Origin of the sequence: Methylobacterium sp. GC_Met_2 (genome assembly GCF_026540795.1) — a bacterium.
Taxonomy (GTDB): domain Bacteria; phylum Pseudomonadota; class Alphaproteobacteria; order Rhizobiales; family Beijerinckiaceae; genus Methylobacterium.
This window is the reverse complement of the sequence record NZ_JALNUM010000018.1, coordinates 60,007-71,444: the sequence shown is the minus strand read 5'-3', so window position 1 is coordinate 71,444 and position 11,438 is coordinate 60,007. Positions and strand designations below refer to the sequence as shown.

The window sequence follows — 11,438 nt, the reverse complement described above, 5'->3', positions numbered from 1 at the left end:
GGGAGAGGGGGCATGTCGCGCTTGCCACCCGTGTTGGCAGACGCGTGTCGTGTACCGTGGGCAAGCCAACGCTTCATCCGCTTAGCTCTTTGTTATGTCGCAGGTTTTTGTCGCAAAACCGGTGGCCACTTTTGCGAAACCTGCTTAGAGCCGCCGGATGCGGGGTTCCGGCCGCACCTCCAGCATCAGATGCGTCAGCGCCCAGACCAGGGCGTCGAGCCGGTCGGGCGAGCCCCCACCGGACAAGCCGTCCGGTCCGAAATCGCACAGCTCGTCCTCCAGCGCCGGAAAAGCCCCGACATGGTGGACGAGGCCGCGGGCATAGAGCAGGGAGACCGGCTCGGCCCGCAGGTATTTGCCCCGCGTGGCGTGGACCCGGGTCACCGGCACGGCGGGATCGCATTGCGCCAGCACGGCGGCCGCCATCTCACCGCCCTGGTTGACCTCGACCACGAGGGCGTCCGCGGCGAGCCGGTGGTAGAGCGCCAGCGCCGCCCCGGCCCAAGCCTGCGGCGTGGCGCGGGCCAGGCTCGCATCGGCCAGCACGTAGGCCCGCCCATGCGCGCGGCCCGCCGCCACGATCCCGCAGGCATCCGAACGGGCCCCCGAACTCGCGGGCGGATCGACCGCCACGACGATCCGCCCGAGATCGGGGGCGGCGGCGACCCGGCCGGCTTCGAGGCCGGCGCGGTCCCACAGGGCGTCGTCCCGGTCCTCGATCAACTCACCGTCGAGTTCCTGGCGACCGAGGCGCGTGCCGGCGTAGCGGCCGACCACGCGCTCCAGGAAATCCGGCGCGAGGTGCTCGGCGTTGTCGCGGGTCCGGGCGCGGGTCACCACGGTGCGCGGGTCGTCGAGCAGGCGCCGGATCAGCGGCACCGGCCGCGGCGTGGTGGTGACGAGGTTGCGCGGCCGCGCGCCGAGGCGCAGGCCGAATTGCAGCATGTCGAAGGCCGCGTCCGGCCGGCGCCACTTGGCGGCCTCGTCGCACCATGCGGCCCCGAATTGGGGGCCGCGCAGGGCGTCCGGCTCCTCGGCCGAGAACGCCTGGGCCACGGCGCCGTTCGCCCATTCGAGGCGCCGTCGGCTCGGCGACCAGTCCGGCCGGCTCCGGCCGCGCCGGGGCAGGCCGAGGATCCCCGACGGGCCCTCGATCATCACCTCGCGCACGTCGTTATGCGTCTCCCCCACCAGCGCGATGCGCCCGACCGGCTCGGGCGTGAAGGCCGGATCGCCCCGCGCCTGGGCGTCGACCCACTCGGCCCCCGTGCGGGTCTTGCCGCTGCCGCGGCCGCCGATCACCGCCCAGGTCGTCCAAGGCTCGGCCCCGCTGAGCCCCGGATCGGCGGGCGGGAGCTGATCGGCGCGGGCCCGATGCAGCCAGTCGGCCTCAAGCGCCCGGATCAGTTCGGATGGCAGCGTGGCAAGAAAATCAGGCAGGCGCCCCGCCGCCGACAAAGCCATCATAGCGTCGCGCGATCTCCGCGCGGAGCGTGGGCAGGTCGCGATCGAGACCGTCATCGCCGCCCTCCCCCGTCGCGCCGTGGGCGCCCTCGGCATCGACCTCATCGAGCAGCCGCTTCAGGCCGCCGAGGTCGCGCAGGACCCGGGCGGATTCGGCGAAAGCCGCCCCCTCCCCGCTCAAAGCCGCATCAAAGGCGGCGATCTGCCGGGCGATGTGGCTGCGCAGATGCGCCCGCAGGGTCGCGGGATCGATCACCGACGCCGGATCGCGCGGCGCGCCGCGGCGTGTCGGCCGCACCAGCGGCGTCAGCTGGATCGCCGCGCTCAGCCAAGCCATCGAATTCTGCCCGAAGCCCAGGGCCGCCGCGACGTCGGAGGGATCGTTGCCCGGTTGGCTCAGAAGCCGGGCGACCGCAAGGCGCCGCGGCTCGGGCCATTTCGCGACGACGGAGCGCCAGTGCGGCGGCCGCGGCCAGCCGGCCCGGGCGTTCCAGGTCTTGATCGTACTCAGGTGGACCCCGGTGCGGGCTGCGATCTCGGGGATCGTCAGCTCAGTCTCGCGCAGGAGCTGCAACACCGCGATGCGCCGTTCCGCGGGGTGCGCAGCGCCTACCTGCATCGCCGCCTCTCCGCATACGTCTCGACCGTGCCTTGGTGATAGCCCGGCAGCGGGCCGGTGTCAAGCGCAAATTCCTAGGATGGGCATATTTTGAGGATTCATGCATCCGTGGCAGGCCGTTGGCCGGCAAAGTCTCGCGCGATGGGAAGAGCGCTCCCACATGCCCGCCCGCCGGCACGGGCCGCCTCCACTCCGTGCGCCGCCTACGTCTCTGGCCGGTCGATCATCCCGCTCCCTGTGCATGAGCACTCCAAAGGCGGCTGAAGACCGGAACGGCACCCGGGTCGGCACGTTGACCGGCGCTATCCACTCACACTTGACTCCTCACACACGCGCCAAAGCGAATCGGATCGAGAATGGTCGGACAGCCCCCAGGGTCCGGAACGGCTGAGCCGAAGGGCGATGGTCCTGCGGAGGCTTCCGAAATGGTGCCGACCCCGGGGACCGCCGAGGCGGCGGCCCTGAGCGACAGCTTCAGGCGTTTCGCCGATGTCGTGCCGCTGATGATGTGGCGTTCCGATGCGCACGGCCACGCGATCCACCACAACGAGTGCTGGCTGGAATTCACCGGGCGCCCGCTCGCAGCGGAACTCGGCCTCGGCTGGCGCGAGGGGCTGCACCCCGAGGATTTCGAGCGTCACGCCGGAATCGTCGCGGAGGCCTTCGGGTCTCGGGTGCCGTTCACGGTGGAATTCCGCCTGCGGCGTCACGACGGCGTCTATCGCTGGTTGCTGGATACCGCGCGCCCGCTGGTCGAGGACGGGCGATTCCAGGGCTATCTCGGCTCCTGCTTCGACATTACCGACCGCAAGCATGCCGAGGAGCATATCGAGCACGCGCTCGCCGAGAAGGAGACGCTGCTCGCCGAGGTCTACCACCGGGTCCGCAACAACCTTCAGGTAATGGTCAGCCTGATCGGCCTGTACGGGCGGGCGGCGCCGGATGCCTGCCGCGGCAGCTTCGAGGCGCTGGGCCAGCGGGTCCGGGCGATCGCCCTGGTGCAGCAGCACCTGCACGAGGCGCCGCACATCGCCTCCATCGACCTGCGGGATTACCTGCACCGCCTGGCCTCGGGCCTCGGCCAGCTCCGGCGGGCCGGACGCATCAGCGTTCAGGTCGAGGGCGCGGGCAACGGCCTCGTGGAGCCCCGCACCGCCAACGCGCTCGGCATGATCGTGGCCGAAATCGTGGCGGAGTGCCTGGACGCCACGGCCGAGCACGTCGCCTGCGCGATCAGCATCGGCCTGGACGCCGCGGCGGGCCAGCCGCTCTGCGTCTCGATCGTGTCCGGTGTCAGCGAGATGGCGGCCTCCGGTCGCCCCAATGTGCCGAAGCTCGGACCCCGCCTCATCGCGGCCTATGCGGCGCAGGCCGAGATCGCGGTGTCCGGGGATGCCAGCCCGACCGATCCCCTGAGGCTGACCCTGCCGCCGAGCGCCACGGCGCAATGACCCGCGGCGCAACGACTAGCCGCGTCGCCCGGCCCCGTCGCCATGGCCGCCGGACCGGCCTATAGCGGCACGGCCCCCTTCCGGATCCGGACGAGCATGCTGCCCCCGATCGACACCATCATCGAAAATTTTGAGATCGTCGAGGACGACGATATGCGGCTCGAATATCTGATCGAGCTCGGCCGCGCCCTGCTGCCGATGCCCGAATCCCTGCGCAGCGAGGCCAACCGGGTCCATGGCTGCGAGAGCCAGGTCTGGATCGAGACGGCCGCCGAGGGCTCGGGCGCGGAGCGGCACCTGCGGCTGCAGGGGTTCAGCGATTCGTTCATCGTCCGCGGCTTCGTCGCGCTGATGGTCGCGTTCTACACCGGCAAGACCCCGCGCGAGGCCGCTGAGACCGATGGGCTGGACCTGTTCCGGCAGCTCCGCTTCGGCTCCCACGTGACATCGAAGCGGTCGAACGGCGTGCGGGCGATGGCCGAGCGCATCCACCGGGACGCGACTCGGCTCGCCGCTGAGGCATAAGGCGCGCCTGACCTCACCCCCGCCATAGGCGCAGCCGCGCCCGCTCCGGCCCGGTCGCCTCCCGCTCCAGGCCGTAATGCTCGGCGAGCCGACCGAGGGCGATGCGTGCCACGACCTTGGCGGAGCGGGCCGGCCAGCGCCGCTCGACCTCGATCCGCTCCAGCCCTTTCAGGAAGCCGCAGAGATCGATCAGCAGGCCGGACAGGTCGCCGCCGACCGCATCGAGGGCGCCGCGCACCCGCTGCCGGGCCGCGATCACGTGGTCGGCCGCCGAGGCCGGGTCGCGCGGGCCGCCGCCATCGACCCGCGTGGCCCCGAACTCGCTGCCCATCCGGGGCAGCAGCGCGGCGGCGGTCATGTCCCGCCGCAGCCGCTCGCCGGCCTCGAAGCAGGCGGCGTCGATCAGCGGGACGCCGTCCCGGCCACGGCGGCGCACCATCCAGGCGAGCGGGTTCTCGGCGGCGTTGCGCAGGACGGGCTCCGCCGTCCGGTCCTCCTGCTCCACGACCAAGTCACGGTGCTGCGCGGCGAACGCGGCCTCGCCCCCCGCCGCCTGCCGGCGCAGGCGCGACCGGCCGGCTGTGCTGATCGTCAGCCGCGTACCGGCGGCATCCCACTCCGCCAGATCGGCCGCCGCGAGGGCCCGGCCTGAAGCCGCCGCGAAGCGCCCGCTTCCCACCGAGATTCCGTCGCCCCCGCGCCGGACGATCAGCGAACCCTCGGCGAGCGGGTCGGGCCGGGCATAAGCACATGGCTCGCCCAGCCGAGTCAGCAGGCGGGCGGCCTCAGGGGGCAGATCGGTCGCTGGCTTCGCGCGTCGTTTCGACGGGGCGCCGCTGCGGGGATCTTGCTCGACGCTTATGTTCATGATTTGTTCCTAAGCGGGTGAACGCGACAAGACGCACGCGCAGTGTCTCAGGAATTTCGAGAACCTCAAGGCTTTTTTGCCTATATCCCCAGCGATCAGTTCGGAGCTTGCCGAGCCGGGCGCGTCGGCGGCCGATGCAGGATCTCGGCGATCTCGTCTTCAGACTTGTCCCGCACGTCGTAGCCCATCGCCTCGAGTCGATCGATCAGCGCCGGGCTGCTGGTCGCCGAGCGCGCCGTCCATTGCGCCAGGACGTCGTTCACCTGCTCCAAGTCCGGCGTGGGGTGATCGGGCTGCGGATCGGGGGCTTTGGCCATGTCGGCACCTTGATTCGGGTCGGCGACCGCCCGCGCGGATGCGCCGCGGCCAGCGGCTCAACGCCTGAGGTCGGAACGGGCTCCCGGCCGCCGCCGCGCCCCACGCAGGGCGCGGCGGCCCGGGACCAGCCCTGCACCGGGCCGTCTTGCCATCCCGCGCGCCAGCGCGACACATGCCTGGCCCGCAGGTGACGGGATCCAATGGGAGACACGATGACGGAGATCGGCCGAGGCTTCCCGGCGCACCAGACCGGGATGCCGATTGCCCACCCCATCGCCGAGGCGCGGCCCCGGCGGTTCAGCGTGCACGGGCAGGAGATCACAGATCCCTATGCGTGGCTCAAGGCCGAGAACTGGCAGACGGTCCTCAAGGACCCCGCTGCGCTGCCCGAAGACATCGCCGCCTACCTGAAGGCCGAGAACGCTTTCGCCGAATCGGCGCTCGCCCGGACGGCGGATCTTCGCAAGCAGCTGGTCGCCGAGATGCGTGGACGGATCCAGGAGGACGAGAGCGGCGTCCCGGATCCGGACGGACCGTTCGCCTACTACACACGCCACCGGGAGGGCGGGCAGCACCCGCTGATCTGCCGACGTCCGGCGACCTCGCCCGATGTGCCCGAATCCGGACCGGACCCGGTCGAGACGATCCTGATCGACGGCGACCAGGAGGGCGCCGGCCTGCCGTTCTTCGAGATTGCCGCAGCCGTCCATTCCGATGACCACGCGCGCCTCGCCTGGAGCGCCGACACCAAGGGATCGGAACTCTACACGATCCGGGTGCGCGACATAGCAACCGGTCTCGACCTCGACGACCGGGTCGAGGCGACCTCCGGCGAGGCGGTCTGGGCCGCGGACGGGGACAGCTTCTGGTACGTGGCGCTCGACGCCAACCACCGGCCCGCCAAGGTCCTGCGTCATCGCCTCGGCACGGCCCAGAGCGCGGACGAGACGGTCTATACCGAGCGGGATGCCGGCTATTTCGTCCATATCGGTAAAACCCAGTCCGGCGCCTTCCTCGACGTGACCGCAAGCGATCACGAGACATCCGAGGTCCGGCTTCTGGACCGGCAGGCGGCGGAGGCACCGTTGCGCCTCGTGCATCCGCGGGAGCCGCTCCTGATCTACGGCGTGGAGCACCGGGGCGACCGGCTGTTCATCCGGACCAACGCGGACGGCGCCGAGGATTTCAAGATCGTCACCGCGCCGCTCGACGATCCGGGCCGGGCCAGCTGGACCGACCTCGTACCCCATCGGCCGGGGGTGATGATCCGCCACCTGCACCTGCTCGCGGATCACCTGATCCGGCTGGAAATCGAGAATGCGCGGCCGCGGATCGTGGTGCGTGACCTCGCGGACGATTCCGAGCACACGGTCGCCTTCGACGAAGAGACCTATTCCCTCGGCCTGCGCGCCGGACTCGCCTTCGACACGCAGACGATCCGTTTCGTCTACTCGTCGATGACGACCCCGTCGGAGACCTGGGACTACGGGTGCCGGTCCAAGGCACGCACCCTGCGCAAGCGGCAGGCGGTGCCGAGCGGGCACGACCCGGCGGCCTACGTGACGCGGCGGCTGTTCGCCACCGCGCCGGACGGCGAGCGGGTGCCGATCTCGCTGCTGCACCGGCGGGATCTCGTCCTCGACGGCAGCGCGCCGCTGCTGCTCTACGGCTACGGCTCCTACGGCACGCTGATGCCGGCGGCGTTCCGGACCAGCCTGCTGAGTCTCGTCGACCGCGGCTTCGTCTACGCCATCGCGCATATCCGCGGCGGCACCGAGAAGGGCTGGCGCTGGTACCTCGACGGCAAGCGCGAGAAGAAGCCCAACACCTTCACGGACTTCATCGCCTGCGCGCAGGCGCTGATCGCGGCCCGCTACACCGCCGAGAAACGCATCGTCGCCCATGGTGGATCGGCGGGCGGCATGCTGATGGGGGCGGTGGCCAACATGGCGCCCGGGCTGTTCGCCGGCATCGTGGCCGATGTGCCCTTCGTCGACGTGCTCAACACGATGCTCGACGCCGAACTGCCGCTGACCCCGCCCGAATGGCCCGAATGGGGCAATCCGGCCGAGAGCGAGGCCGCCTTCCGGACGATCCTTTCGTACTCGCCATACGACAACGTCGCCGCGCAGGATTACCCGGCGATCCTGGCGCTCGGCGGCCTCACCGACCCGCGGGTGACCTACTGGGAGCCGGCCAAGTGGGTGGCGCGGTTGCGCGCCACCATGACGGGGGGCGGCCCGGTATTCCTGCGGATCAACATGGAGGCCGGCCACGGCGGCGCCGCCGGACGGTTCGACCGGCTGGAGGAGGTGGCGTTGATCTATGAGTTCGCGCTGATGGCGGTGGGGAAGGCTTGAGAGCCGCCGGTCAGGGCTGAGCTTCGGCGGGTGCGGGCGGCTGGGCGGTTCCCTCCCCGAGGATCCGCGCCCGGCGCGCCGCCTCCTCGGCGGCAGCTTTCTCCGCGGCGGCCTTCTCGGCGGCGGCCTTGTCGGCGGCGGCCTTCTCGGCGGCCGCCTTGAGGGCCGCGGCGCGGGCCTTGTCCATCTCGATCCGGGCGCGGCGGCGCTGCCGCTCCACCTGATCGGCCTCCGTCAGCTCGATCGTCTCCAGCTCGCGCTGGAGCACGAAGGCGGCGAGCCCGTTCGACAGGGCGCCGACATCGAGCACCTGGTCGGGGGCCGCGAGCGGTCCCGCGAGGCCGAGCTGGATCGTCGACGATCCGGTGCTCCAGCCCCGGGGCACCGGACCGCCGGTCAACGTCCCCCGGGCGTCGAGGCGGGCGTTGCGCAGGTCGTAGCCGATCGTGCCGGCCCAGCGGGCGGACCCGAAATCGATGTCGTACGGGCCAGCCCGCAGGATCCCGCCCACGATCGTGGCGGCGGCGCACGCGGGACCGGTGGCCTGGGCCGCCGCCTTGCCGAGTTCCTCCGCGACAAGGGCCTGCAGGCGCCCCTCACGCAGCGGGTCATCGATCTCCACTGCCCGGGCGAGCGCGCGCCCTGGCGCCCCCGGATCGGCCGCCGGGATGCGCAGGTCCTTGAGGATCAGCGTGCCGCTGCCCGAGAGCCCGTCGCCGAGGCCCGGGAGCGTCTCGGCGGCGGTCGAGAAGCGCAGATCCGCATCCAGACGGCCGCCGATCGGGCCGCCGCCGAGCCCGGCGATCGCCACATCCGCCAGGCTGCCGGAACCCGAGAGCGCCGCGCCGGCGCCCGCCCGGGTGATCGTGGCCGATCCCGCGATCCGCCCCCCGCCGAGCTTGGCCGTCAGGTCGCGGAGGGTCAGGCTGGCTTCCGACAGGCCCAGCGCGACGGTGGCGTCGGTCGTCGCGAGACCGCGGCCGAGATCGAGCTTGGCGATGCGCGCGTCGAGGGTGATGGCCGGGGGATGGCCCGGCGGCCCGAACCGCCCGTTCTCCTGCACCGGGAGCACGAGCGCGGCCGCCACCTGGGGCAGCGACAACCGATCGAGGGTAAGGCGTCCGCTCAGGGCGCCGCCGGGCGCGCGCATCAGCGTTCCGTCGACAGCGGATCCCGCGATCTGCCCGGTCAGCGCCGCGCTGCTGGCGCCCGCCTCCTGGGACAGCCTGACGGTCAGGTCGGCAGGCCAGGCGCCGGGCTGCAGGCTCGCGGCCCCGGCCAGCGTCAGGAACGGCGCGAGGTCGGCCGTTTCGGCCCGGAGCGCGCCCCCGGTCGGCAGCGCGTCCGCGCCGATGAGGATCGGCCGGCCCGTCGCGATCCGTAACCCCGCCACCGTCCCGTCGGCCGTGATCGCGAGGGCGGACTCCTCCGGCCGCTCGGCGCTCAAGCGCAGCTCGGCGGGCCGCTGGAGGCCCGGGATATCCGCCCGCCCGAACCATGTGCCGGCCCGGGCGGCGCTCAAGGCGGCGGTGCCGCCCTCGATCCGCGCCCCGCGGCTCGCCAGCGTCAGGTCGAGGGTGCCGCCGCCCGCGTTGCCCTTCGCCTGCGTGCGCAGCGCCCCGGCGGTGCCCTCCCGGTCGAGGGTGACGGCGAGGTCGAGGGGCGCGTCCTTCAGGAACGGCGGCAGCAGGCGCAGCTCGCCGACCCAGACCCGTTCGAGCAGGCCGAGCAGCGGCGCCGCCACCGGGGCCTTCAGGCGGCCTGAGACGCGCCCGGTCCCATCCGCGCCGATCCGGCCGGACAGCGTGGCGCTCGCCCCCGCGAGATCGGTCACCGCGAGACTGTCGACCACGACGCTGGCGCCGTCCGTCTGGATGCTGGCCGCAATGGTGCCGTTGCCGGATCCGACGGTCCCGAAGCGAACGTCCCGAGCCTCCAAGGTCAGGGCGAGATCGAGGTCGCGCAGGGTCCCGAGCGTCGTCCCGAGGGGCGGCAGGGCCGCGATGTCGATGCCGTTCGCCCGGATCTGCGCATCGAACCGACCCCGGACCCCGTCCTCAGCGGCGGTGTAGCGCGCGTTCCCGGTGATCCGGGCGGGGCCGAGCCCGACGCGCAGGTTGCGCAGGGATAGGCTCGCGGGATCGGCGGACAGATCGGCCGCGGCTTCGATCCGGCGTCCGTCGAGCAGCGCGGTCAACGGCCCCTCCACGCCGAGGCGGCGCAGATAGCGGCCCAGCGCATCCGAATCGGGCGCGACGAGCGCCACCGGGCCGGTCAGGCGGAACGGCGCCGTCTCGACCTGCCCGCTCACGCTGAGGGTCGAGTCCGCCGGGCCGGTGACTGAGAGGCGGCGCAGCAGCAGGCCGCCGGCCCGCTCCACGGTGCCGGTCAGCGCGAGGTTCGACAATTCGTCGCCCCCGAGCACGGCGCTGCCCACCGAAAGGTCGAGGTCGATCATCGCCGGCAGTGCGCCGCCCCAATTGGGCAGGCCGCGGGCGATCAGGTTCTGGCCCTCGGTCGAGGTCAGGAAGGCGTCGAGGTCGAGGCGACGGGCTTCCAGGCTCAGGCCGGCGCGCCATTGGCGCAGGTCGAGCCGGCCGGTGCCTCCGAGCCGCAGGGTCCGCCCGCCGGGATCGATCGCGAGATCCACCCCCTCGAACCGCACCTGCGCGCCCCGGGCCTTGAAGGCGCCGCTCAAGGAGAACGGCAGGTAGGCGCCCGCGACCTGGGTGGGCGGGCCGACCACAAGACGGGCGGTACCCTCGGACTCCACCTGAACAGCCCCGCCGCTCTCCTGGGGGGCAAGGCCGAACCGCGCGTCCGCCTCGAACCGGGGGTGAGCATCGCCGCCGCCCGAGATCTTCACGGCGACCCGCCCGTCCGGCCCCGGCGTGCCGCTGACAGCCCGGAACGGCACGCCGCCGCTCGTGCCCTCCACGCGCCACGGCCCGACGAGGGCCGGGGCCTGCAGGGTCAGATCCTGAGCGTAGAACTGATCGGTCCGGCCGGTCGCCGGGACCTGGGTGGTGACGAGGAATTGCTGGACGTGCAGCGCCTCGATCGCGAAATCGCGACCACGCAGGGATTCGCCGAGATCGGCCGGCAGCTTCAGGGCGTCGGGGCCGGCGAGCGGGAGCCTGATCTCGGCCCGGCCGACCCGGGTTTCGGTGAAGCGGAACTCGCCCTTCAGAAGCGGCGCCAGCGCGATCTCGGCCTTGACGAACCGGGCGTCGAGGCTCGGGCGCTCCGGATCGGTCCCGAGATGCAGGCGGTCGATGCGCAGCCGCGGCGAGGGCAGGAGCCGAACCTCGATCCGCCCGTCGGTCCGGGCCGGGACGCCGAGCGATTGGGCGATCGCCCGATCGACCAGGGCGCGGTGGGCCTGCCAATCCACGAAGGGTGGGACGGCCAGCGCCGCCACGAGAACCAGGATGACGGCGCCCGCCAGCGCGGTCAGAAGATCACGCACCGTTCCCGTTCCGCACTCGTGTCCGCGCGGGCAAACACCATAGCGATGTCGCCCCCCGCGTGCCCCCGCGGGCAAACCGCAACGGCCTTAGCACGATAAGGGGCCGGGGGCGCCAGCGCGGGATCTACGCGGTTGGAGACCCTGTCGCGCTGACGCGACCTACCTGTCCGCGGGGATGGAATGTTCATCGCTGAAAAAGAGAGGGTATGATTTACCTACCGATGTTGTTGAAAATTCAAGCTTTGGGATGAATCATCATACGGCGAAAGGCTTTAGATCCGGTATAAAGATCTAGTATGCCTGATGGGAAATTCGCAAAAGTTGTCAACTTGCCGCGAGGTGCGCAACGGGTTCGCCGCCAGGA

General features: G+C 71.9%; 8 protein-coding genes. 3 read left to right on the top strand and 5 right to left on the bottom strand.

Annotation, left to right across the window (positions count from 1 at the left end):
* Positions 1 to 144: 144 nt before the first annotated feature.
* Both OXS49_RS09450 and OXS49_RS09445 read right to left on the bottom strand, forming a co-directional pair.
* On the bottom strand, positions 145 to 1,464 hold the full coding sequence (locus OXS49_RS09450) for a terminase family protein (protein WP_243998460.1): 1,320 nt from the start codon (positions 1,462 to 1,464) through the stop codon (positions 145 to 147).
* On the bottom strand, positions 1,433 to 2,083 hold the full coding sequence (locus OXS49_RS09445; RefSeq protein WP_267423752.1) for a helix-turn-helix domain-containing protein: 651 nt from the start codon (positions 2,081 to 2,083) through the stop codon (positions 1,433 to 1,435). Before OXS49_RS09445 ends, OXS49_RS09450 begins: the two co-directional genes overlap by 32 nt.
* A gap of 425 nt (positions 2,084 to 2,508) precedes the next feature.
* Between OXS49_RS09445 and OXS49_RS09440 the strand changes: the two genes are divergently transcribed.
* Positions 2,509 to 3,534: a histidine kinase dimerization/phosphoacceptor domain -containing protein gene (locus tag OXS49_RS09440; protein WP_243998284.1), complete on the top strand. Its 1,026-nt coding sequence runs from the start codon at positions 2,509 to 2,511 to the stop codon at positions 3,532 to 3,534.
* A gap of 96 nt (positions 3,535 to 3,630) precedes the next feature.
* Positions 3,631 to 4,059: a SufE family protein gene (locus OXS49_RS09435; RefSeq protein ID WP_267423751.1), complete on the top strand. Its 429-nt coding sequence runs from the start codon at positions 3,631 to 3,633 to the stop codon at positions 4,057 to 4,059.
* A gap of 13 nt (positions 4,060 to 4,072) precedes the next feature.
* Here OXS49_RS09435 and OXS49_RS09430 read toward each other — a convergent pair whose 3' ends face one another.
* Together OXS49_RS09430 and OXS49_RS09425 are read right to left on the bottom strand one after the other, a co-directional pair.
* Positions 4,073 to 4,927 carry a DUF6456 domain-containing protein gene (locus OXS49_RS09430; protein WP_267423750.1) on the bottom strand — a complete coding sequence of 285 codons (855 nt, stop codon included), beginning with the start codon at positions 4,925 to 4,927 and terminating at the stop codon, positions 4,073 to 4,075.
* Between the two features lie 95 nt (positions 4,928 to 5,022).
* Positions 5,023 to 5,244, bottom strand: a complete 222-nt coding sequence (locus OXS49_RS09425) for a hypothetical protein (RefSeq protein ID WP_243998290.1) — start codon at positions 5,242 to 5,244, stop codon at positions 5,023 to 5,025.
* A 213-nt stretch (positions 5,245 to 5,457) separates the two neighbouring features.
* Between OXS49_RS09425 and OXS49_RS09420 the strand changes: the two genes are divergently transcribed.
* A complete protein-coding gene (locus tag OXS49_RS09420; RefSeq protein ID WP_267423749.1) occupies positions 5,458 to 7,605 on the top strand; it encodes a S9 family peptidase in 2,148 nt (715 codons plus the stop codon).
* Between the two features lie 10 nt (positions 7,606 to 7,615).
* On the opposite strand, the gene OXS49_RS09415 is transcribed toward OXS49_RS09420, so the two are convergent.
* Entirely contained in the window at positions 7,616 to 11,074 is a 3,459-nt protein-coding gene (locus tag OXS49_RS09415; RefSeq protein ID WP_267423748.1) for an AsmA protein, read from the bottom strand.
* Positions 11,075 to 11,438 lie beyond the last annotated feature (364 nt).

Bases quoted from the DNA above. Each gene is read 5' to 3' on its own strand.
- OXS49_RS09450 (WP_243998460.1), bottom strand. From the start codon at position 1,464: ATGGCTTTGTCGGCGGCGGGGCGCCTGCCTGATTTTCTTGCCACGCTG.
- OXS49_RS09445 (WP_267423752.1), bottom strand. From the start codon at position 2,083: ATGCAGGTAGGCGCTGCGCACCCCGCGGAACGGCGCATCGCGGTGTTG.
- OXS49_RS09440 (WP_243998284.1), top strand. From the start codon at position 2,509: ATGGTGCCGACCCCGGGGACCGCCGAGGCGGCGGCCCTGAGCGACAGC.
- OXS49_RS09435 (WP_267423751.1), top strand. From the start codon at position 3,631: ATGCTGCCCCCGATCGACACCATCATCGAAAATTTTGAGATCGTCGAG.
- OXS49_RS09430 (WP_267423750.1), bottom strand. From the start codon at position 4,927: ATGAACATAAGCGTCGAGCAAGATCCCCGCAGCGGCGCCCCGTCGAAA.
- OXS49_RS09425 (WP_243998290.1), bottom strand. From the start codon at position 5,244: ATGGCCAAAGCCCCCGATCCGCAGCCCGATCACCCCACGCCGGACTTG.
- OXS49_RS09420 (WP_267423749.1), top strand. From the start codon at position 5,458: ATGACGGAGATCGGCCGAGGCTTCCCGGCGCACCAGACCGGGATGCCG.